Raw genomic sequence first — 22,161 nt, 5'->3', positions numbered from 1 at the left:
GATTCACCTTCACTCTTAAGCCAATGCTTAGCGAGCGGTTACTTCAGTAGCAGCGAAAAAGTAAGCGATTTCGCGAGCAGCGGCGGCTTCGGAGTCCGAACCGTGGACGGCGTTGGCGTCGATGGATTCAGCGAAGTCAGCACGGATGGTGCCGGCAGCAGCTTCTTTAGGGTTGGTAGCGCCCATCAGCTCACGGTTGCGAGCGATAGCGTTTTCGCCTTCCAGCACCTGAACGACAACCGGACCGGAAGTCATGAAGGCAACCAGCTCACCGAAGAAACCGCGCTCGCTGTGCTCAGCGTAGAAGCCTTCGGCTTCGGCTTTGGACAGTTGCTTCATTTTCGAAGCTACAACGCGCAGGCCAGCGTCTTCGAAGCGGGTAACGATCTTGCCGATCACGTTTTTAGCAACGGCGTCAGGCTTGATGATGGAGAAAGTACGTTGAACAGCCATGGTGTAACTCCAGAAACGGTAATTTGCGAAAAATTAAACCCGCGAATTATACGCGGGTTCTTAGGTATTGCCTAACCTGCGAGGCGATCAGTCCAATTCGGCGGCCCAGAGCTCCTGAACCGCTTCCAACACTTTCTCGCCGACTCGGCCAGAGGTGGCATCGAAGCCAGGCAGCTCCAGGATCATCTGCTGCAAACGGACGAAACCTACAGAGTATGGATCGAGACCCTCGTGGGCTTCAGCCAACTCTTCTGCGATGCGTTGTACATCATTCCAACCATAGCTCATGACAGTGTCACCATCAGTGCGGCGCTTCGGCCGCATGGTTAAGCGAATATTTCGGGATTTCGACGGTCAGGTCTTCGGTGCCGACGATGGCTTGGCAGCTCAGGCGCGATTGTGCCTCCAGCCCCCAGGCCCGATCGAGGAAGTCTTCTTCCAACTCGTCTGCCTCTTCCAGCGAATCGAAGCCCTCACGAATGATGCAATGGCACGTCGTGCAAGCACAGACGCCGCCACAGGCACTCTCTATCTCGATATGGTGCTCATGGGCCAGTTCGAGAATGGAAGTCCCGGGCTCGGCCTCCACGACCATGCCCTCCGGACAGAACTTCTCGTGGGGCAGAAAAATCACCTGCGGCATCAGTTATTCCTCGATTTCATTCAGGTTGCGCCCCGCCAGGGCGGCTTTCACCGTCGAGTCCAGGCGGCGGGCAGCAAAGGCATCGGTGACCTGCGACAGACGCTTGGTCTGCTGCTCGATGGCATAACCATCGGTGCCTTTCATCAATTCGGACAATTCCTGCATCTGCAGCTCGATGACCATGCGCTCTTCAGCGTCGAGCAACCGGTCGCCGTCGGCTTCAAGGGCACCTTGCACGGCTTCGATCAGGCGCTGGGCGTCGACCTGTTGCTCGCGCAGTACACGGGCGACCTTGTCGTCGCTGGCGTGCTGGAAGGAATCCTTGAGCATCTTGGCGATTTCGCCGTCGGTCAGGCCATAGGACGGCTTGACCTGGATGCTCGCCTCCACGCCCGAACCCAGTTCACGGGCAGAAACATTGAGCAAGCCGTCGGCGTCGACCTGGAAGGTCACGCGGATTTTCGCCGCACCGGCAACCATGGCCGGGATGCCGCGCAATTCGAAGCGGGCCAGGGAGCGGCAGTCGCTGATCAGTTCACGCTCGCCTTGCAGCACGTGGATCATCATGGCCGACTGGCCGTCTTTATAAGTGGTGAAGTCCTGGGCGCGGGCAACCGGGATGGTGGTGTTGCGTGGAATCACCTTCTCCATCAAGCCACCCATGGTTTCCAGCCCCAGGGACAACGGAATCACGTCGAGCAACAGCAATTCGCCGCCGTCACGCTTGTTGCCGGCCAGGGTATCGGCCTGGATCGCGGCGCCGATGGCCACCACCTGGTCCGGGTCGATTTCGGTCAGCGGCTGGCGGCCAAAGGCCTCGGCAACGGCGTCGCGAACCCGAGGCACGCGGGTCGAACCACCGACCATGACCACGGCCTTGACCTCTTCCAGCTCCACGCCGGAATCACGCACGGCCCGGCGGCAGGCCTTGAGGCTGCGGGCGACCATGGGTTCGATCAGGGCATCGAAGGCTTCGCGGGCCAGCGCGGCTTTCCACTCGCCATAAGCCACTTCAACGGTGGCGGCGTCGGTCAAGGCTTCCTTGGCGGCGCAGGCGGTTTGCAACAGGTGGCGTTGCGCACCCGGGTCGAGGTCGGCGGACAAGCCCGCCTGCTCGATGATCCAGCCAGCGATGGCATGGTCGAAGTCATCGCCGCCCAGGGCACTGTCGCCACCGGTGGCCAGGACTTCGAAGACACCGCCGGTCAGGCGCAGGATCGAAATATCGAACGTACCGCCGCCCAAATCGTAGATAGCGACCAGGCCTTCGGCATGCTGGTCCAGGCCATACGCGACCGCCGCAGCGGTCGGTTCGTTGAGCAGGCGCAGCACGTTCAGGCCGGCCAGCTTGGCCGCGTCCTTGGTGGCTTGGCGCTGGGCGTCGTCGAAATAGGCCGGGACGGTGATGACCGCACCCACCAGTTCACCACCCAACGCCGCTTCGGCGCGCTGGCGCAGGACCTTGAGGATATCGGCAGAAACCTCGACCGGGCTTTTCGGGCCCTGCACGGTTTCGATGAACGGCATGTGGGACTCGCCACCGACGAAGCGGTACGGCAGCTGGTCGCCCAATTGCTTGACGTCGGACAGGCCACGACCCATCAAGCGCTTGACCGAGACAATGGTGTTCAAGGGGTCGGTGGCGGCGGCCAGCTTGGCCGACTCGCCCACTTCGACGCGGTCGGCGTGATAACGCACGGCGGACGGCAGGATCACCCGCCCCTGCTCGTCGGCCAGCGGTTCGGAAAGACCGCTGCGCAAGGCAGCGACCAGGGAATTGGTGGTACCCAAGTCGATCCCGACAGCCAGGCGACGCTGGTGCGGTTGTGGACTTTGGCCGGGTTCGGCGATCTGCAGTAGGGCCATCGTAATCAGGACTTATCTGTAATCAGGCGTGCGACCGGAGCGGCACTGGGTTAATCGTCGAGGCGCTCTTCTAACTGGCGCACTTCGTAGGTGAGCTTGTCGAGGAACTGCATGCGCCGCATCAGGCGCTCGGCCTGTTCGCGTTGCGCGGCATCGTTCCAGCAGGCTGCGAAGCTTTCGTTCAGTGTTTGCTGGGCGTCCTTCAAGCGGCGCTTGAATACCGCGACACCGGCCAGGTCGGCGCTGTCCTGCAGGTCCTCGAGCTCTTCGCGCCATTGCATCTGCTGCAACAGAAACTCGGGATCATGGACCGTGACCTCCAGCGGCAACTCATGGCCGCTGATGGCGAGCAGGTAACGCGCGCGCTTGGCCGGGTGCTTGAGCGTCTGGTAAGCCTCGTTGAGGTTCGCCGACTGCTCGAGCGCCCGCCGCTGCTCCGCCTCGGAAGCATCGGCAAAGCGATCGGGATGGACGCCACGGGCCAGTTCAAGATAACGCGCGGACAACTGCTCGAGATCCAGCTGGAACGCCGGCTGCATCTGGAACAACGCAAAATGACAAGGAGTACCCACAAGCCGCCTCAGATGTTGAAGCTTTCGCCGCAGCCACATTCACCGCGCACGTTGGGGTTGTTGAACTTGAAGCCTTCGTTCAACCCTTCCTTGACGAAATCCAGCTCGGTGCCGTCCAGGTACGTCAGGCTTTTCGGGTCGATGATCACTTTCTGACCATGACTCTCGAACACCTGATCGTCTTCGCCCACTTCGTCGACGAATTCCAGTACATAGGCGAGGCCAGAACAGCCCGTGGTGCGAACACCCAGGCGGATACCCTCGCCCTTGCCGCGCCCCGCAAGGGAGCGCTGGATATGGTTAGCTGCCGCTTCTGTCATCTGGATAGCCATGGAAAACTCCTTACCGTAACGCGGATCAGATCAAGCCTTTCTTCTGCTTGTAATCGCGAACGGCGGCCTTGATGGCGTCTTCGGCGAGTACCGAGCAGTGGATCTTCACTGGCGGCAGGGCCAGTTCTTCGGCCAGCTGGGTGTTCTTGATGGTTTCGGCTTCATCAAGGGTCTTGCCCTTCATCCACTCGGTGGCCAGGGAGCTGGACGCGATGGCGGAACCGCAGCCATAGGTCTTGAACTTGGCATCTTCGATGATGCCTTGCTCGTTGACCTTGATCTGCAGGCGCATCACGTCGCCGCACGCCGGAGCGCCGACCATGCCGGTGCCGACATCAGGATCCTGCGCGTCCATCTTGCCGACGTTGCGCGGGTTCTCGTAGTGGTCGATGACCTTTTCGCTATATGCCATTTGCTTCAATCCTCATCAGTGGAGCCGCTCTGGTGGCGACTTCTCAGTGCGCCGCCCATTCGATTTTCGAGATGTCGACGCCGTCTTTGTACATGTCCCACAGCGGCGACAGAGCGCGCAGCTTGGTAACGGCCTCGCAGACTTTCTGCGCGGCGTAATCGATTTCTTCTTCGGTGGTGAAACGGCCGAAGGTGAAGCGGATCGAGCTGTGGGCCAGTTCGTCGTTGCGGCCCAGGGCGCGCAGTACGTACGAAGGCTCAAGCGACGCCGAGGTGCACGCCGAACCGGACGACACGGCCAGATCCTTGAGCGCCATGATCAGCGACTCGCCTTCAACGTAGTTGAAGCTCAGGTTCAGGTTGTGCGGTACGCGGGCGGTCAGGCTGCCGTTGACGTAGAGTTCTTCGAGATGCTCGACCTGCTTGAAGAAACGGTCGCTCAGGGCCTTGATGCGTACGTTCTCGGCGGCCATGTCTTCCTTGGCCACACGGAAGGCTTCGCCCATGCCGACGATCTGGTGGGTCGCCAAGGTGCCGGAACGCATGCCACGCTCGTGACCGCCGCCGTGCATGGTCGCTTCGAGGCGAACACGCGGCTTGCGGCTGACGTACAGCGCACCGATGCCTTTAGGACCGTAGGTCTTGTGGGCCGAGAACGACATCAGGTCGACTTTCAGCTTGGACAGGTCGATGTCGACCTTGCCGGTAGACTGCGCGCCGTCGACGTGGAACAGGACACCCTTGGAACGGGTCAGTTCGCCGATGGCGGCGATGTCGTTGACGGTGCCGATTTCGTTGTTCACGTGCATGATCGAGACCAGGATGGTGTCGTCGCGCAGGGCGGCTTCGATCATGGCCGGGGTGATGATGCCGTCTTCACCGGGCTCGATGTAGGTGACTTCGAAGCCTTCACGCTCCAGTTGGCGCATGGTGTCCAGGACAGCCTTGTGCTCGATCTTGGAGGTGATCAGGTGCTTGCCCTTGGTGTGGTAGAAATGCGCGACACCCTTGATTGCCAGGTTGTCGGATTCGGTGGCACCGGAGGTCCAGACGATTTCACGCGGGTCGGCGTTGACCAGGTCGGCGACCTGGCGACGGGCGTTTTCCACCGACTCTTCAGCCTTCCAGCCGAACACGTGGGAACGGGACGCCGGGTTGCCGAAGTTTCCGTCGACCAGCAGGCATTCACTCATTTTTTGCGCAACACGCGGATCAACCGGGGTGGTCGCTGAGTAATCAAGGTAAATCGGCAATTTCATGGACTCTCTCCTAAATCAGGCTGGCTGGCGTTCCGCGTGCTCTGCGGCGGTCATTCGACGGCGGACGCTTCAATCTTGTCCAGGTGCAGCGTCTTGCTATTGCAACGGCGCTGGTCCTGACGCTGGGCTACTTCTTGCACCTCACGGCGAGTTACAAGGTCAGCCAAGCTGATACCGCTTAGAAATTCGTGGATCTGCAGGCTGAGGTCGCACCACAAGTGGTGGGTCAGGCAAGTATCGCCGCCATGGCAGTCGCCAAGGCCCTGGCATTTGGTCGCATCGACCGATTCGTTCACTGCATCGATCACCTGGGCGACCTGGATGCCCTGCATGTCGCGCGACAGCTGGTAGCCGCCGCCGGGGCCGCGAACGCTGGAGACCAGGTTGCTACGGCGCAGCTTGGCGAACAGCTGTTCAAGGTAGGACAGGGAGATGCCCTGGCGCTCGGAGATATCGGCCAGGGACACCGGCCCGTGCTGCGCATGCAATGCCAGATCCAGCATCGCGGTCACGGCGTATCGGCCTTTTGTAGTCAGTCGCATGGACAATTACCACGGAGTTCGGAATGGGGGCGAGTATGCAATTCCCGAGTATTTAAGTCAAGTATAAGACCTAGTGCTTTACTCAGGTTTACCCGCGAAAGAGCGCGCGAATGATAGCAAAGGTAGGCGGCTAACGACCAGCTATACCGCGTTATCGTTCATCGCGAGCAAGCTCGCTCCCACAAGGGATCTGCGGGGCGGCAGGGATCCAATGTGGGAGCGAGCTTGCTCGCGATGAGGCCGGCAAGGTTTCAGCTGGCCTGGGTCTCATCCTTGTCTTTCACACACGCAAAGTCTTCCTCGCGCAGTTCAGGCAGGTCCTTGGCACAGTAATTACTGCCCAGGTCCTTCAGGGCGCCGCACATCCCCTCCAGGCGCCCATCGACGGCCTGCAGGTGATCGAGCAACTGGTTGATGGCGCGGGCGACCGGGTCGGGCATGTCTTCGCCGACACCGTAGGCGTCGAAGCCGATCTTCTCGGCCATGGCCTTGCGGCGGGCGTCCTGCTCGTCGTCGGACTTGACGATGATCCGCCCCGGAATGCCCACCACGGTCGCGCCCGGCGGCACGGCCTTGGTCACCACGGCGTTGGAGCCGACTTTCGCCCCCGCCCCGACCGTGAACGGCCCGAGCACCTTGGCGCCGGCACCGACCACCACGCCGTCTTCCAGGGTTGGGTGGCGCTTGCCTTTGTTCCAACTGGTGCCGCCGAGGGTCACGCCCTGGTAGAGCGTCACGTCGTCGCCGATTTCGGCGGTTTCACCGATGACGATGCCCATGCCATGGTCGATGAAGAAGCGGCGGCCGACCTTGGCACCCGGATGGATCTCGATCCCGGTCAGCCAGCGGCCGAAGTTCGAGACCAGCCGTGCCAACCACTTCCAGCCCATGCCCCACAAAGCGCCGGACAGGCGATGGATCCAGATGGCATGCATGCCCGGGTAGCAGGTCAGCACTTCAAAGGCATTGCGCGCCGCCGGGTCACGATGGAAAACACTTTGGATATCTTCACGCAAACGTTCGAACATTTTATTTCTTCCGCTTAATCAGCTCGCCACGGGCCGCTTTCTGGGTTTCCGTGAGGATGCCGCGCAATATATTCATCTCCGCCCGGCTCACCGAGCTTCGTCCGTACAACCGACGCAGGCGCGCCATCAAGTGCCGCGGCTTTTCCGGGTCGAGGAATTCGATGTCCACCAAGGTCTGCTCCAGGTGTTCAAAGAATCGTTCCAACTCGTCCATGGTCGCCAGTGTCTCACTGCGCGGCGACGTCACCTCGGTTTTTTCGACTTTGCTGGGCTTGCCTTCGGCTGCCAGCCAAGCCATGCGCACTTCATAGCTCAACACCTGCACCGCCGCCCCCAGGTTCAAGGAACTGAACTCGGGGTCGGAAGGGATATGCACGTGAAAGTGACATCGCTGCAGCTCGTCGTTGGTCAGGCCGGAGTCTTCACGGCCGAACACCAGGGCGATCTCGAAGCCTTGCGCGGCCTCCTCGACCACTTTGGTGCCGCATTCGCGGGGGTCGAGCAGCGGCCAGGGGATGCGGCGGTCGCGGGCGCTGGTGCCGAGCACCAGGTTGCAACCCACCAGGGCATCTTCCAGGGTGGCGACGACCTGGGCGTTGGCGAGGATGTCACCGGCGCCGGAGGCCCGGGCATCGGCTTCGTGATGGGGAAACAAGCGCGGCTCGACCAGCACCAGGCGCGACAGGCCCATGTTCTTCATGGCCCGCGCAGCTCCGCCGATGTTACCCGGATGGCTGGTATTGACCAGGACGACACGAATGTTCTGCAACAAGGGAGGCGCTCTCGAACACGATAAAGGGAGCAAATCTTACCTAAGCACCTACCGTTAAGCTATGAAAGCGAACACCAACCTTCTCCTGAGAAAACTTTCTGATAGAATGCGCGGCTTTCTTTAACAACCTTAGGTGACACATCCATGCAGCCCATGCTGAATATCGCGCTGCGCGCCGCCCGCAGCGCCAGTGAACTGATCTTCCGCTCCATCGAGCGCCTGGATACCATCAAGGTCGATGAAAAAGATGCCAAGGACTATGTGTCCGAGGTCGATCGCGCCGCCGAACAGAAAATCGTCGACGCCCTGCGCAAGGCTTACCCAAACCACTCCATCCTCGGTGAAGAGACCGGCATGCATGCCGGTACTGGCATCGAAGGCGAAGAGTACCTGTGGATCATCGATCCGCTGGACGGCACCACCAACTTCCTGCGCGGCATTCCTCACTTTGCTGTCAGCATCGCCTGCAAATACCGTGGTCGCCTGGAACACGCCGTCGTGCTGGACCCGGTTCGCCAGGAAGAATTCACCGCCAGCCGTGGCCGTGGCGCCCAACTGAACGGTCGTCGCCTGCGCGTCAGCGGCCGCACCAGCCTGGACGGCGCCCTGCTGGGTACCGGCTTCCCGTTCCGTGACGACCAGATGGACAACCTGGACAACTACCTGGGCATGTTCCGCGCCCTGGTCGGCCAGACCGCCGGCATCCGCCGCGCCGGCGCTGCGAGCCTGGACCTGGCTTATGTGGCGGCTGGCCGTTTCGATGCGTTCTGGGAGTCGGGCCTGTCCGAGTGGGACATGGCTGCGGGCGCCCTGTTGATCCAGGAAGCCGGTGGCTTGGTGAGCGACTTCACTGGCGGCCATGACTTCCTTGAGAAAGGCCACATCGTTGCTGGCAATACCAAATGCTTCAAGGCTGTGCTGACGGCTATCCAGCCGCACTTGCCGGCTTCGTTGAAGCGTTAAGTCGCTCGGCTAGAGAAAAGCACCTTTCGGGGTGCTTTTTTTATGCCTGCTTCACACCACCACTCAGCCCAGGGGCGGACATTGTGGCGAGGGAGCTTGCTCCCGCTCAGTTGCGCAGCGACCGCAAGATCTTGGGTCTGCTGCGCAGCCCAGCGGGAGCAAGCTCCCTCGCCACAATGGATTACACCTTGGACATGGATGCAGGCTGACCCGCCGCTTTCGCGAGCAAGCTCGCTCCCACAAGGAGATTTGGGGTAGGCATAAGATTTGTGCCCACCGCAGATCCAATGTGGGAGCGAGCTTGCTCGCGAAGAGGCCGGCACATTCAATATCGGTGCAAGCTGACCCACCGCTATCGCGAGCAAGCTCGCTCCCACAAGGAGATTTGGGGTAGTCATAAGATTTGTGCCCACCGGAGACCCAATGTGGGAGCGAGCTTGCTCGCGAAGAGGCCGGCACATTCAATATCGATGCAAGCTGACCCACCGCTTTCGCGAGCAAGCTCGCTCCCACAGAGGGGTCGGGGTGGCGCGTGAACTGTGGGCATGAAAAAAGCACCCCGAAGGGTGCTTTTTTATAGCGGTTGAATCACTGGGCCGGTTCGTTCTGACCCAGGATCAGTTGGCCTTCCTTGCTCACCGGGATCTGGTTGCCCGGGTCGCGGTCCATGCGGACTTTGCCTTCTTTGCCGTCAAGCATGTAGCGAACGTCGTAGCCCACAACCTTGTCGCTGATGTCATTGACCGTGTTGCAGCGAGTCTGGGTGGTGGTGTAGGTGTCGCGTTCCTGCATGCCTTCCTGGATCTTGTTACCGGCATAACCACCACCGGCCGCACCCGCCACGGTGGCGATCTTCTTGCCGTTGCCGCCGCCGATCTGGTTGCCCAACAGGCCACCGGCCACAGCGCCGAGCACGGTGCCGGCGATCTGGTGCTGGTCCTGGACGGGCTTCTGCCGAGTCACGGTGACGTCCTTGCACACTTCACGCGGGGTCTTGATCTGGGTCTTGACCGGCTCCACGGCCAATACTTGCGCATACTCAGGGCCACTTTTTACCAAGCTGTAGGTGGCGACCGCACCACCGGCTGTTACACCGACAGCACCCAATACCGCACCAACCAGCATCGACTTGTTCACTTGAACCTCCTGACCATCACAAGCGGAATAATCCGCGCTTCTCCCAGCCTTGGAGCATAAAAAAAGGCGCGAGTTCAACTCGCGCCTTTTCAGCGGTGACAGACGGAAAACCGAACCTTACGGACGGTCGTCCACCTCGGTGTCAGTGGCCGCGGGAGGAATCAGATCCTCGGAGCTCAGGTTCAGCCAGATCAACACCACGTTGGCGATGTAGATCGACGAGTAAGTACCCGCCATCACACCGATGAACAGCGCAATGGAGAAACCGAACAGGTTGTCGCCACCAAACACCAGCAGCGCGACAATCGCCAGCAAGGTGGAGATCGACGTCGCCATGGTCCGCAGCAGGGTCTGGGTGGTCGAGATGTTGATGTTCTCGACCAAGGACGCCTTGCGCAGCACACGGAAGTTTTCACGCACCCGGTCGAACACCACGATGGTGTCGTTGAGCGAGTAACCGATGATCGCCAGCACCGCCGCCAACACCGTCAAGTCGAAGGTGATCTGGAAAAACGACAGAATGCCCACGGTCACGATCACGTCGTGGATCAGCGAGACAATGGCGCCCACCGCGAACTTCCACTGGAAGCGGAAAGCCAGGTAGAGCATCACGCCGCCCAGGGCCAACAGCATGCCGAGGCCGCCCTGGTCGCGCAGCTCTTCACCCACTTGCGGGCCGACGAACTCTACGCGCTTGACCTGGGCCGGGCTGTCGCCGCCAGCCTTCTGCAAGGCTTCGGCTACCTGGTGACCCAGTTGCGGGTCTTCACCTGGCATGCGCACCAGCAAATCGGTGGTGGCGCCAAAGCTCTGCACGATGGCATCGGCATAGCCCGACGACGCCAGTTGCTCACGCACCTTGGTGACGTCGGCCGGACGCTCGTAGGTCAGCTCGATGAGCGTACCGCCGGTGAAGTCCAGGCCGTAGTTCAGGCCCTTGGTAGCCCAGCTGAACAACGCCAGGGCCGTAAGGAACAATGTGACGCCGAACGCAATGTTGCGAACGCCCATGAAGTTGATTGTACGTAACATGGCAGCCCCTTAAATCCACAACTTCTTGACGTCACGACCACCATAAATCAGGTTGACCATTGCACGGGTCACCATGATGGCTGTGAACATCGAGGTAAAGATCCCGAGGGACATGGTCACTGCGAAACCCTTGACCGGGCCGGTGCCCATGGCAAAGAGAATCCCGCCGACCAGCAACGTGGTCAGGTTGGAGTCGATAATCGCAGTGAATGCGCGGCCGAAGCCTTCGTTGATTGCCCGCTGGATCGACATGCCCGCGGCGATCTCTTCACGTATCCGCGAGAAGATCAGCACGTTGGCGTCCACCGCCATGCCCATGGTCAAGACGATACCGGCGATACCCGGCAGGGTCAGCGTGGCGCCCAGCAAGGACATCAGGGCCAGCAGCAGCACCATGTTCACCGCCAGCGCAACCGTGGCGATGATGCCGAAGAAGCGGTAGATGGCGATGATGAACAGCGACACGAACAACATGCCCCACAGGGATGCATCGACGCCCTTGGTGATGTTGTCGGCACCCAGGCTCGGGCCGATGGTGCGCTCTTCAGCGAAGTACATCGGCGCGGCCAGGCCACCGGCACGCAGCAGCAGGGCCAGCTCCGAGGATTCGCCCTGGCCGTTCAGGCCGGTGATGCGGAACTGGCTGCCCAGTGGCGACTGGATGGTCGCCAGGCTGATGATCTTCTTCTCTTCCTTGAAGGTCTGGACCGGTACGTCTTTCTCGACACCGTTGACCACTTGCTTGGTGTAGGTGGTGGTCGGCTTCTGCTCGATGAAGATCACCGCCATGCTGCGACCGACGTTGCTGCGCGTGGCGCGGCTCATCAGTTCGCCGCCATGACCGTCCAGGCGAATGTTAACCTGTGGACGACCCTGCTCGTCGAAGCCCGCCTGGGCGTCGGTTACCTGGTCACCGGTGATGATCAGGCCACGCTCGATCTGCGCCGCCGGACGACCACCTTCACGGAACTCGAAGCTCTCGGAAGTGGCCTTGGACGCACCCGGCTCAGCGGCCAGGCGGAATTCCAGGTTGGCGGTCTTGCCGAGGATACGCTTGGCTTCGGCAGTGTCCTGCACGCCCGGCAGCTCAACCACGATGCGGTTGGCGCCCTGGCGCTGCACGATCGGCTCGGCCACACCCAGCTCGTTGACGCGGTTACGCACCGTGGTCAAGTTCTGCTTGATGGAGTACTCGCGGATTTCCGCCAGCTTGGCCGGGGTCATCGCCAGACGCAGCACCGGTTGGCCATTGAGGTCGGCCGGTACAATGTCGAAATCGTTGAAATTCTTGCGCACCAGCGCACGGGCCTGTTCGCGGGCATCTTCATCGCTGAAGCCCAGCTGAATGGCACCTTCGAACTGCGGCAGGCTGCGATAACGCAGGCGCTCTTTGCGCAGCAGGCTCTTGACGTCGCCTTCGTAGACTTTCAGGCGTGCGTCGAGGGCTTTTTCCATGTCCACTTCCAGCAGGAAGTGCACACCACCGGACAAGTCCAGGCCCAGCTTCATTGGGTGGGCGCCAAGATTGCGCAGCCACTGCGGCGTGGTCTGGGCCAGGTTCAGGGCCACAACGTAATCGTCGCCCAACGCCTTGCGTACCACATCCTTGGCTGGCAGTTGGTCTTCAGCCTTGACCAGGCGCAACAGCCCGCCCTTGCCATTTTCGGCGATGGACGCAGCCTTTACATCGATATTGGACGCCTTGAGCGCAGCGCTCGCACGGTCCAGATCGGCCTGGGTGACCTGCAGCGCAGTGCTTGCGCCACTGACCTGAATGGCCGGGTCATCCGGGTATAGATTGGGAGCGGAATAAATCACACCGACCGCCAGCACCGCCAGGATCAGTAGGTATTTCCACAGAGGGTATTTGTTCAGCATCACGCCGCCCGCTTATGACGCGGGGCGCCTTGCGCGCCCCGTCGATTGAAAAGAAGTGGTTACTTAGATCGCTTTCAGCGTGCCTTTTGGCAGCGTGGCCGCGATGGCGCCCTTCTGGAACTTCATTTCAACAGTGTCGGACACTTCCAGTACCACGAAGTCATCAGCCACTTTAGTGATCTTGCCAGCGATGCCGCCGGTGGTGACCACTTCATCACCTTTTTGCAGGCTGCTGAGCAGGTTCTTCTGCTCTTTGGCGCGCTTGGCCTGTGGACGCCAGATCATCAGGTAGAAGATGACCAGGAAGCCGACCAGGAAAATCCACTCGAAACCACCGCCCATAGGGCCGGCAGCCGGTGCAGCCGCGTCAGCCATGGCGTTAGAGATAAAAAAGCTCATTTAGCACTCCAGTTGCAAGTATTGAATCTAGGGATCGGAAAACTCAGTCCAAAGGCGGAACAGGCAACCCGCGCTTGGCATAGAAGGCCTCGACAAAGGCGGCCAATGTACCCTGTTGGATAGCCTCGCGCAAACCAGCCATAAGCACCTGATAATGGCGCAAATTGTGGATGGTATTGAGCATACTGCCGAGCATTTCGCCGCACTTGTCCAAATGATGCAGATAAGCGCGGGAGAAGTTCTGGCAGGTATAGCAATCGCACGTCGGATCGAGCGGCGAATCATCATGGCGATGGAACGCGTTACGGATCTTCAGCACACCGGTGTCGATGAACAGATGCCCATTGCGGGCATTACGGGTTGGCATCACGCAATCGAACATGTCCACCCCGCGGCGCACACCCTCAACCAGATCTTCCGGTTTGCCAACGCCCATAAGGTAACGAGGTTTGTCAGCGGGCATCTCGCCCGGCAGGTAATCGAGCACCTTGATCATCTCGTGCTTCGGTTCGCCCACCGACAGGCCGCCAATCGCCAGGCCGTCGAAGCCAATCTTGTCCAGGCCTTCGAGGGAGCGCATGCGCAAGTCGCGGTGCATGCCGCCCTGGACGATGCCGAACAGCGCCGCGGTGTTTTCGCCATGGGCATTCTTCGAACGCTGGGCCCAGCGCAACGACAGCTCCATGGACACCCGCGCCACGTCTTCATCGGCCGGGTACGGCGTGCATTCGTCGAAGATCATCACGATGTCCGAGCCCAGGTCACGCTGCACCTGCATCGACTCTTCCGGCCCCATGAACACCTTGGAACCGTCCACCGGAGAAGCGAAGGTCACGCCCTCCTCCTTGATCTTGCGCATCGCACCGAGGCTGAACACCTGGAAGCCGCCGGAGTCGGTCAGGATCGGGCCTTTCCACTGCATGAAATCGTGCAGGTCGCCGTGGGCCTTGATCACTTCCATACCCGGGCGCAGCCACAGGTGGAAGGTATTGCCGAGAATGATCTCCGCACCCGTGGCGACGATGTCACGCGGCAGCATGCCCTTGACCGTGCCGTAGGTGCCCACCGGCATGAACGCAGGGGTTTCCACGGTTCCGCGGGGGAAGGTCAGGCGTCCGCGACGAGCCTTGCCATCGGTGGCAAGCAACTCGAAGGACATGCGACAGGTGCGACTCATACGGTTTCCTCGGGCCCGCGTGGCGCGGGGTTACGGGTGATGAACATCGCATCACCGTAGCTGAAAAAGCGGTACCCATGCTCGACGGCGGCCTTGTAGGCGGCCATGGCTTCGGGATAACCGGCGAACGCCGAAACCAGCATCAACAGCGTGGATTCAGGCAAATGAAAGTTGGTGACCAGGGCATCGACCACATGAAACGGCCGGCCCGGGTAGATAAAGATATCGGTGTCGCCACTGAACGGCTTGAGCACGCCATCGCGCGCCGCGCTTTCCAGAGACCGCACGCTGGTGGTCCCCACCGCCACCACCCGCCCACCGCGGGCGCGACAGGCCGCCACGGCATCGACCACGTCCTGGCTCACTTCGAGCCATTCGTTGTGCATGTGATGGTCTTCGATACGCTCCACGCGCACCGGCTGGAACGTCCCGGCGCCGACGTGCAGCGTCACGAACGCCGTCTCCACGCCCTTGGCCGCAATCGCCTCCAGCAACGGCTGATCAAAATGCAGCCCCGCCGTCGGCGCCGCCACCGCCCCCAGGCGCTCGGCGTACACCGTCTGATAACGCTCGCGGTCCGAACCTTCGTCCGGGCGGTCTATATAAGGAGGCAACGGCATGTGCCCGACACGATCGAGTAGCGGCAACACCTCTTCGGCGAATTCCAGCTCGAACAACGCATCATGCCGCGCCACCATCACCGCCTCACCGCCGCCGTCGATCAGAATCGACGAACCGGGCTTGGGCGACTTGCTCGACCGCACATGGGCCAGCACCCGATGACTGTCCAGCACCCGCTCCACCAGAATCTCCAGCTTGCCGCCGGAGGCCTTCTGGCCGAACAAACGCGCCGGAATGACCCGGGTATTGTTGAACACCATCAAATCGCCCGGGCGCAAATGCTCGAGCAAATCAGTGAATTGACGGTGAGCCATGGCACCGCTGACCCCGTCCAGGGTCAACAGTCGACTGGCGCGCCGCTCGGCCAGCGGGTGGCGAGCGATCAGCGAATCCGGGAGTTCGAAGGTAAAGTCAGCAACACGCATGATGGGGTTCGTCTAGCAGGGCCGGAAAGTCTAGCGGAAATATTAAAAATTCACCATGAAACGTGATTGACCAACGGTAGGCACCTCTCTATACTTCGCCGCCATTGAGCCCTGATGGCGGAATTGGTAGACGCGGCGGATTCAAAATCCGTTTTCGAAAGGAGTGGGAGTTCGAGTCTCCCTCGGGGCACCATCTTAAAGAAAGACCTTGAAATTCAAGGTCTTTTTTTTCGCCTGCAGGAAAGTGGTATTGCTGTGATCAACGCAGATCTCACCTGACGGCGATCCCTTTTGTGGTGAGGGGATTTATCCCCGCTGGGCTGCAAAGCAGCCCCAATTACCAAACCTGTGGCAAGGAAGAATCTGTGGCTAGTAGGAACCTGTGGCGAGGGAGCTTGCTCCCGCTTGAGCGCGAAGCGCTCACAAAAATGTCACTGCACCCACCGATGCTCCGAGTGGCCACACCCTCCCCACCCAGTCACAAAGGATTTCACCCCATGGAATTGCTGCTGGAAACGGTCGCTCTCTACTCCCTCAAACTGGCCTATGAGACAGAAGGCCACAGCCCGATCCTGCGGGATGATCCGTTGATGGGCAGTTGCGACCGGGAGATTTTTGAGTTGCTGATACGGCGGGGCGATGTGGCCGGGATTCAGAGCGAAATCAGTCGATGCCTGGATTTAGCGTTGGGGGCGATTGGTGGGGTGGATACAGTGCTGGGCCGAGAGCTGAATCGTTTGGCTGCGGATTTAAGCTCAGCGCAAAAGATGGACGACCTTCGCGCTCCGCTCATCGCGCTTAACGCTTATGTGAAAGATATTCTATAACCCCCAGCGCTCGTTCCCACGCTCCGCGTGGTAACGCATCCCGCGCCGCTCCGCGTTGCAGATTCAACAGGCAGAACACACTACTACGCAGGCAATCCATGGACGACATCATCGCAACGATAGGCAGTTGGCTAACCGAAACCCATGAAGCGAAACGGCGAATGATGAGCAACCTGGAGATGCTCTTCTGGATCGCCGTCGCGATCGTCGGCGCAATCGCCGCGAAGGATTACGCTGCAAAGCGTAAAGCTCTGATGACGCGAACGGAGCAGACCTTGCCGGAGAAGGACCTGATCGCTACGTCGTTGAGTGACGAACAGGGTCGTGCAGTTAAAAATATTGGCATCCTGCGGCGGGTGAGGGCGGATATACCGTTAGCCTGATTCGAGAGGCTGACGAGGAGCGCGCCGAGTCGTGTAGCGAGGTGATGCCGTCGCTGGAAAGGGTTGATGTTTATCTTAAAAGCTGTACGCCGTTTGTTTTGTCGGATTTCAAAGATTGAAAATGTCGTGCCTGTAGATTCATACCGTGCACTCAGCGACGAGTTTCGTGCTCCGATCACGCATTGGGATACATTTAGAAGAAATAGAGCATCGCTAAACCTACAATTCAACTATCTCCCTTTCTCGATGTATACCGCCTGCTGTGGACCAAGAGCATGAATACCGCCAGTTTGAGTCTTGTGACTGGCAGGATATCCCGGGTAGAATAGTGACACCATATAGACGCCGAAAGGAATTGATGCCTACCCTTAATAATTGCGTATTAAATATTATCTAATTCAGCATTCAATACTTGCGGACAACACCCCAAGCAAGACTTCAGAATAGAGCCGACCCCAACATGATTCTCGAGGCACTCCTTGAACAAAAAATATTACTTTAGCAACCTATTAATTTCACTCAGCTTACTCGCACTGAGCTTAATCGTTTGGCTTTACAAAGAGCCCATATACGAAACAGCAAACCTGTATTATCTAACCACATGTTTCTGCAGCGCCTTTCTTTTCCCCTTCTCCCGAAAGCTTATTGAAAATACATGCCTGCATTTTACAAACCGGGAATTCTGGACAACTGGCTTATTCACTGAAAGCCCTGGAAAGAACGGACTATATGTCATTTATTTTTTCATATGCATGATTACAGCAATACCTTTGGGAGGTAGCTTTTTAATATATCTTGGATTGAAGAGAGTGGTCTAAATAGACCACTCTCACTTGCTCTTATCGGCTCAAAACCGAATCAAGAGCATCATTGAACATTTTGACGCGCGCATCAGTAATAAACGCACTAACTAACGCCATAATGAGACCAAATGCAATAATACCTATAGGAGTGGTAACTGCTAGACCGAACGCAAATGCTATCAGTCCGGTCGCCGCTGCGCCGGCAAATAGGGTTTCAACTTTCAAAACCGTACTGTTCCAGTCACCCGTCTCATAGCCTTTTTTGATTTCGACGAGCAAATCCATGGCATCAATAGCTTTCCCCACGTACCCAAAAGCCTTACCAAAAATATTTAAGTTTTTTGCCAGCTCAGCCCTATCTAACGACTCAAGAGCGTTCGCAATTGCCGTCCGATCAGCGACACTAAATTTTTTGCTCAGACTATCCTTGTACTGATCGAACGCTCGTAAAGCTTCATCAGCGCTTCGAAGTACTTTGCCTTTCGCATCCTCAGACATCTGCTGAGCTAAAGCTGACATCTGTGTGCCGAATCGCTCACTAATATCTTTGTAAAAATCAGCAGTGAATTTAATAGCGCCCTTTAACTCATCATCTGCTTTGCTCTTCTCATCTGCCAACCGCTTAGCTTCAGCTTCTGCTTTGGCCTTCTCCTCTGCCAAACGCTTAGCTTCGGCTTCTGCTTTGGCCTTCTCCTCTGCCAAACGCTTAGCCTCGGCTTTGGCTTTCTCTTCCGCCAGCCGCTTAGCTTCGGCTTTAGCCTTCTCTTCCGCCAGCCGCTTAGCTTCGGCTTTGGCCTTCTCTTCCACCAGCCGCTTAGCTTCGGCTTTAGCCTTCTCTTCCGCCAGCCGCTTAGCTTCGGCTTTGGCCTTCTCTTCCACCAGCCGCTTAGCTTCGGCTTTAGCCTTCTCTTCCGCCAGCCGCTTAGCTTCGGCTTTGGCCTTATTTTCTGCCACTTGGGCTACGGCAATTTTCGTCGTGAAAGCTTTAGTTTTCGCGGTGAGAATTCTAATCTCCTCAGTTAAAACTTTAACATTGTAAGCCGCAGTACCAGCCGCGATAAAGAGATTATAGTATGCATCTTTATCACGATGAGAGTAACTTCCATTCACAAAGTCGACTCCGTTCTGCTTAAAGCCCTTACTTAAAAAAGCCCTTCCAAAAAAAGCACTGGATTTTACGGCATCATTCTTAATCTCAGCTTGCTTGGCCAGTAAAAGGGCGTCAATCGAAGCCTTTTTTTTCTTCAGTCCCTCTAGCGACTCATTAACATTTGATCCAGTGGTTGCGTTAATTTGCATTTCAAGACTGGCAGGAATATTTGGCACACTGGCTTTGTATACATCTTCAATTTTTTTTAAGGAGCCGGCAGCCACCACAAATATGGTCGTTCCCGCACTGTCATGATTTAGATTTATTCCCAGGTCACTAAGCTTAGTGACGGGTCCGACTCCCTTAACCCATGGTTGGGGTTTCGCAACATAACCACCACCTGGTATCGGTTTGGGCGGCTGCAGCGGCGGCGGGTTAGGTGTAATTATGATTGGGGGTAATTCCATGGTTCCGTTTGTAGACATCATGTTCTCCTAATATGAAATCACACTGTTGATTAGTGGGATATCAGTACTGTTAAGGTCTCTATCGAGACCTGCGGCTTCCGTGTCAGCGTTGCCCTCAGCCTGTTGGGGCTGGGAGCGAACAAGGCAAAAATACTGTACAAAAACACAGTCATGAAATCAACAAAAATATGCATTTATGCATATTTTGATGCAAAACCCAGCCTCCCAGACTCGCTTACTCCATCGGAATGCACCCCATGGAGCCACGAATTAGGCATTGAGTGATGTCATAAAGCCTCATGACCCTCTGGAAGGTTCAGGTGATGACAAGCTAGGTGTGGAAGCACCATAGGGGACGGGCCTCATCTGACCTTCTCAATTGGCTCGTATCCGACGTGGGTTTCCGTGGTGTCATCGACGAGGCGCACAGGCGATGTAGGGCTTCATGCTCCAGCGACCATGCTCAGAAATTTTTCCCGATATTCTGTGATCGGCACATGGCGGGTAAAAGAACCTCACATCTATTACTGCGATTAACGCTTTCCGTAATAACCTAGACAGTCATTCCCGCTTGCCAGATTGTTATAGCTGTCGAACGTTTCGAGGTTCGAACGATGCCCCGCCAACAGCTTGTGCAGATTGATCTAAACGAAGTGATGAGTGCCAACCAGCTCCATTCCACCCTGAGGGATGCGCTCGGCTTCCCCGGCTGGTACGGCTGTAACTGGGATGCCTTCTGGGACGCAATTACAGGATTAGTGGAAATGCCCGTGCACCTGAAAATTTCCGGGTGGGATGCGTTATCCAGGCGCCTACCCAAAGATGCTGAGCTCATGCAAAAGTGCCTCGAAGACCTGAGCCTTGAGTATCCATCGTTCGCGTCAACTGTAGAGTTCGACTGAACGCGAGAACGCGGCGACGGCTGGCGGTGCGACATTCAAGATCATCGACCCACTATCCGAGGCGTCGTAACATCCCATCGCACCACCCAAACCATGGAAACGGTTGAAGAGCGGCCAAGGACACACGTGAATCTACAAATCGAAATCGAACGAATCTTTGGCAACAACACGTTCGCCAGACCGCTGTTCTATTCCTATCCCGGCGGCCTGCGCTTTGAACTCTCCGAACCCGGCGGCGTGGTCGATCAGTTCCTAACCGCGCTCCGCAAAGCGACAAAAATCTGCAACGACATCTTCCACGGCGAAGACGAGCTTGTCGTGTGTCTGCGCGCCTACTCTGACGCAAGCCATTTCATCCACAGGCCAGAACTTCGCGCGCTGCGATCAGCCGGGATACTCATTCCCTCTGAGCGTTCAATCTGGCGCGAGGATGTAGCCGCTGACGAGTGGTACAGCGCAGATCAGCCAGAGTATTGGATTAATGTCGCCTTCAAACTCCCCATCTCCCGCCTTGAGACGTTGCTGTGGGGAGCCCTAGCCAAAGACCTCGCGCCGATCCAACCGCAATTCAACTGCATTTTGTATCTATTCAACCTGCCGCAGGGCGTTATGGTCTTTCCCTATGACGACAGAGGCATGGATGTCGTTGGCCCTAACGAAACGCTGCTCAGGCAGTTGTACTGCCAGCATCAAGAATATTTGCTGGACTACGACCGCGCAGAGATGGATAGCACATTTGCAACGGCCGCCCCTTCCCCACCTCCTGGCCCTTCAGGCAACAAGCGCTTCAAGTAACCAAGGAATGTCTACCGCATTGAAGGACTCAGATTGATGTCAATTTCCATAGGGACTTTCTTCTACCCTTACCTGAAGTTTCTCCACGGCGCAGCCTACAACCTGCACCAGATCCTGGAGGGGCTTGGCGTCGTCTCATCGACCTTCAACGGGCGTAACGACGCCGGGCATATCATCGGAACCTACTGGTCGCCCGACGAAGCAATGGTGAACACGCTTGGCTGTCTGATGATGCTGTCGCTGCTGCTGATCCCCTTGCTGGCAGCAGCCGCCTATACGGTGGGCAAGAAGCGTGGCGTGCTCATCTTCTTCGCGCTCTTGCTCCTACCGGGAGCGTTGAACTGCCTGGGCCTTTTTCCCAACATCAATTACCTGCCCATCCGTTACGCCATCAATGGCATTGGGAAACTGGGCAGCGAAATCGGGCTGATCCCCTTGTTGATGCTTTGCGCCATCACCGGATGGGCCGTCATGGTGCTTATCTATGACAATCTCAACCTCACCGAACGCTTCCGTCAGATATACGATCACTTCTGGTTTCCACTGGCATTAGTCGCCGCGGTGTTCTTCGTGGCGGACAACGGCGCCAATGAAGACACCGCATTGCTGAAGGAGGCGACAGCGAGCATCCAGGAGGCCAGCGCGTTCCTGCTGAGCCAGATCAAGCGCTACGATGATTACTGCAGGGCGAATGGCCTGGATAGCCTGAAGTCCTGCCAGTGGAGCAGCGATTCACAATGGACCTTTACCCACATCAAGGAAGGTGAAGCCAGCTACTTCATAGATTTCGCACCAAACGACTCCAAAGGGTTCTACGCCGCGACGAGAAGAACCATAAGCGACGAGGACGTGATCGCCATCCGCAAAGAGATCAACGACTACAACCTACGGTTGTGCCCCGTGAAGCACTTTTCGAATGGCATGTCGCGCTCATCGCCACTCTCCAGCACCTGCGAGTACGTCCCCCGTGGCTTTTGCTTGAACAATCCTGATGGCCCACCCGGCCTTGTGGACAACAATATCAGCAGTCACACCGTAGCCTTGGCCAGCGAATGCATCATTCCCTGGCTTGCGGGTGTCAAGCCCTCCTTGAAGCAGCAGATGGCGCTGGTCGGCCAGCATGACAAAGCCAAGAATCATCGTTGGTTGTATTTTCTTGCTGTTGCTGTGGCGGTGGGAGCGAAGGTGGCCTTGGCGACTACCAAGCTGTGCTTGATTGATGCGCGGCCTGTGGCTGATAGGCGTCGGGTTCTGAGGGTTGTACGGCAGAGGCTGGGGCAGTGCGTTCGTGTATTGAAGCGCATGCTGGTCGGTTTCGGCCGATTAACATGGTTCGCCGCTCTCCGGGTATCGAAGCTGCTTAAACGGGGATAGCACGGAGGGA

The 22,161-nt window shown here is 58.1% G+C and carries 25 protein-coding genes and 1 tRNA gene; 8 read left to right on the top strand and 18 right to left on the bottom strand.

Annotated features, from left to right (window positions below; genetic code table 11):
* Positions 1–27: 27 nt before the first annotated feature.
* The 11 genes from ndk to trmJ form a co-directional block, all read right to left on the bottom strand.
* Positions 28–453: a nucleoside-diphosphate kinase gene (ndk, locus tag J3P85_RS04755; RefSeq protein ID WP_003185145.1), complete on the bottom strand. Its 426-nt coding sequence runs from the start codon at positions 451–453 to the stop codon at positions 28–30.
* Between the two features lie 87 nt (positions 454–540).
* Entirely contained in the window at positions 541–741 is a 201-nt protein-coding gene (gene iscX / locus J3P85_RS04750) for a Fe-S cluster assembly protein IscX (RefSeq protein ID WP_305498989.1), read from the bottom strand.
* 13 nt (positions 742–754) lie between these two features.
* Positions 755–1,096, bottom strand: coding sequence for an ISC system 2Fe-2S type ferredoxin (fdx, locus tag J3P85_RS04745; RefSeq protein WP_207966503.1), 342 nt, complete (start codon positions 1,094–1,096; stop codon positions 755–757).
* A gap of 3 nt (positions 1,097–1,099) precedes the next feature.
* Positions 1,100–2,962, bottom strand: a complete 1,863-nt coding sequence (hscA, locus tag J3P85_RS04740) for a Fe-S protein assembly chaperone HscA (RefSeq protein WP_434705064.1) — start codon at positions 2,960–2,962, stop codon at positions 1,100–1,102.
* Positions 2,963–3,012: 50 nt separating this feature from the next.
* Positions 3,013–3,534, bottom strand: a complete 522-nt coding sequence (gene hscB, locus J3P85_RS04735) for a co-chaperone HscB (RefSeq protein ID WP_060739093.1) — start codon at positions 3,532–3,534, stop codon at positions 3,013–3,015.
* An 8-nt stretch (positions 3,535–3,542) separates the two neighbouring features.
* Positions 3,543–3,866: an iron-sulfur cluster assembly protein IscA gene (iscA, locus tag J3P85_RS04730; protein WP_003185155.1), complete on the bottom strand. Its 324-nt coding sequence runs from the start codon at positions 3,864–3,866 to the stop codon at positions 3,543–3,545.
* Positions 3,867–3,891: 25 nt separating this feature from the next.
* Entirely contained in the window at positions 3,892–4,278 is a 387-nt protein-coding gene (iscU, locus tag J3P85_RS04725) for a Fe-S cluster assembly scaffold IscU (protein ID WP_003185157.1), read from the bottom strand.
* A 43-nt stretch (positions 4,279–4,321) separates the two neighbouring features.
* Positions 4,322–5,536: an IscS subfamily cysteine desulfurase gene (locus J3P85_RS04720; protein ID WP_186705397.1), complete on the bottom strand. Its 1,215-nt coding sequence runs from the start codon at positions 5,534–5,536 to the stop codon at positions 4,322–4,324.
* A gap of 50 nt (positions 5,537–5,586) precedes the next feature.
* Positions 5,587–6,078: a Fe-S cluster assembly transcriptional regulator IscR gene (gene iscR / locus J3P85_RS04715; RefSeq protein ID WP_018611583.1), complete on the bottom strand. Its 492-nt coding sequence runs from the start codon at positions 6,076–6,078 to the stop codon at positions 5,587–5,589.
* Positions 6,079–6,329: 251 nt separating this feature from the next.
* On the bottom strand, positions 6,330–7,106 hold the full coding sequence (cysE, locus tag J3P85_RS04710; RefSeq protein ID WP_186705396.1) for a serine O-acetyltransferase: 777 nt from the start codon (positions 7,104–7,106) through the stop codon (positions 6,330–6,332).
* Between the two features lies 1 nt (position 7,107).
* On the bottom strand, positions 7,108–7,878 hold the full coding sequence (trmJ, locus tag J3P85_RS04705) for a tRNA (cytosine(32)/uridine(32)-2'-O)-methyltransferase TrmJ (protein WP_003185164.1): 771 nt from the start codon (positions 7,876–7,878) through the stop codon (positions 7,108–7,110).
* 144 nt (positions 7,879–8,022) lie between these two features.
* Here trmJ and suhB point away from each other — a divergent pair, with 144 nt between their 5' ends.
* The gene (suhB, locus tag J3P85_RS04700) at positions 8,023–8,841 is read left to right on the top strand and encodes a type III secretion system regulator SuhB (RefSeq protein WP_003185165.1); all 819 of its coding nucleotides are present in this window, start codon (positions 8,023–8,025) and stop codon (positions 8,839–8,841) included.
* Positions 8,842–9,429: 588 nt separating this feature from the next.
* Here suhB and J3P85_RS04695 read toward each other — a convergent pair.
* The 6 genes from J3P85_RS04695 to queA form a co-directional block, all read right to left on the bottom strand.
* On the bottom strand, positions 9,430–9,978 hold the full coding sequence (locus J3P85_RS04695) for a glycine zipper 2TM domain-containing protein (RefSeq protein WP_018607449.1): 549 nt from the start codon (positions 9,976–9,978) through the stop codon (positions 9,430–9,432).
* Positions 9,979–10,095: 117 nt separating this feature from the next.
* Positions 10,096–11,010 carry a protein translocase subunit SecF gene (secF, locus tag J3P85_RS04690; protein ID WP_434705063.1) on the bottom strand — a complete coding sequence of 305 codons (915 nt, stop codon included), beginning with the start codon at positions 11,008–11,010 and terminating at the stop codon, positions 10,096–10,098.
* A gap of 9 nt (positions 11,011–11,019) precedes the next feature.
* Complete coding sequence (secD, locus tag J3P85_RS04685; RefSeq protein ID WP_434705062.1) at positions 11,020–12,888, bottom strand: protein translocase subunit SecD; 1,869 nt, start codon at positions 12,886–12,888, stop codon at positions 11,020–11,022.
* A gap of 63 nt (positions 12,889–12,951) precedes the next feature.
* Positions 12,952–13,287, bottom strand: coding sequence for a preprotein translocase subunit YajC (gene yajC / locus J3P85_RS04680; protein WP_007982729.1), 336 nt, complete (start codon positions 13,285–13,287; stop codon positions 12,952–12,954).
* Positions 13,288–13,330: 43 nt separating this feature from the next.
* Positions 13,331–14,446, bottom strand: coding sequence for a tRNA guanosine(34) transglycosylase Tgt (gene tgt, locus J3P85_RS04675; RefSeq protein WP_212800693.1), 1,116 nt, complete (start codon positions 14,444–14,446; stop codon positions 13,331–13,333).
* Between the two features lie 14 nt (positions 14,447–14,460).
* Entirely contained in the window at positions 14,461–15,510 is a 1,050-nt protein-coding gene (gene queA, locus J3P85_RS04670) for a tRNA preQ1(34) S-adenosylmethionine ribosyltransferase-isomerase QueA (protein WP_028237240.1), read from the bottom strand.
* A gap of 108 nt (positions 15,511–15,618) precedes the next feature.
* Here queA and J3P85_RS04665 point away from each other — a divergent pair.
* The 4 genes from J3P85_RS04665 (at position 15,619) to J3P85_RS04650 (ending at position 17,538) form a co-directional block, all read left to right on the top strand.
* Positions 15,619–15,703, top strand: a tRNA-Leu gene (locus tag J3P85_RS04665).
* A gap of 304 nt (positions 15,704–16,007) precedes the next feature.
* A complete protein-coding gene (locus J3P85_RS04660) occupies positions 16,008–16,337 on the top strand; it encodes a hypothetical protein (protein WP_434705061.1) in 330 nt (109 codons plus the stop codon).
* 98 nt (positions 16,338–16,435) lie between these two features.
* Entirely contained in the window at positions 16,436–16,720 is a 285-nt protein-coding gene (locus J3P85_RS04655; protein WP_434705060.1) for a hypothetical protein, read from the top strand.
* 479 nt (positions 16,721–17,199) lie between these two features.
* On the top strand, positions 17,200–17,538 hold the full coding sequence (locus J3P85_RS04650; RefSeq protein WP_434705059.1) for a colicin E1 family microcin immunity protein: 339 nt from the start codon (positions 17,200–17,202) through the stop codon (positions 17,536–17,538).
* A gap of 21 nt (positions 17,539–17,559) precedes the next feature.
* Here the strand turns inward: J3P85_RS04650 and J3P85_RS04645 are convergent, their stop codons facing one another.
* Positions 17,560–19,098 carry a colicin-like pore-forming protein gene (locus J3P85_RS04645; RefSeq protein ID WP_434705058.1) on the bottom strand — a complete coding sequence of 513 codons (1,539 nt, stop codon included), beginning with the start codon at positions 19,096–19,098 and terminating at the stop codon, positions 17,560–17,562.
* 596 nt (positions 19,099–19,694) lie between these two features.
* On the opposite strand from J3P85_RS04645, the gene J3P85_RS04640 reads away from it, so the two are divergent.
* The 3 genes from J3P85_RS04640 (at position 19,695) to J3P85_RS04630 (ending at position 22,151) form a co-directional block, all read left to right on the top strand.
* The gene (locus J3P85_RS04640) at positions 19,695–19,982 is read left to right on the top strand and encodes a barstar family protein (protein ID WP_434705057.1); all 288 of its coding nucleotides are present in this window, start codon (positions 19,695–19,697) and stop codon (positions 19,980–19,982) included.
* A 126-nt stretch (positions 19,983–20,108) separates the two neighbouring features.
* Positions 20,109–20,777 carry a DUF3885 domain-containing protein gene (locus tag J3P85_RS04635; RefSeq protein ID WP_434705056.1) on the top strand — a complete coding sequence of 223 codons (669 nt, stop codon included), beginning with the start codon at positions 20,109–20,111 and terminating at the stop codon, positions 20,775–20,777.
* Between the two features lie 36 nt (positions 20,778–20,813).
* Positions 20,814–22,151 (top strand): hypothetical protein, encoded by a 1,338-nt coding sequence (locus J3P85_RS04630; protein ID WP_434705055.1) that lies wholly within the window; start codon positions 20,814–20,816, stop codon positions 22,149–22,151.
* Positions 22,152–22,161 lie beyond the last annotated feature (10 nt).

Source organism: Pseudomonas sp. Z1-12 (assembly GCF_051132015.1).
Taxonomy (GTDB): Bacteria; Pseudomonadota; Gammaproteobacteria; order Pseudomonadales; family Pseudomonadaceae; genus Aquipseudomonas; species Aquipseudomonas zanjanensis.
This window is presented reverse-complemented; position numbering and strand designations above follow the sequence as displayed.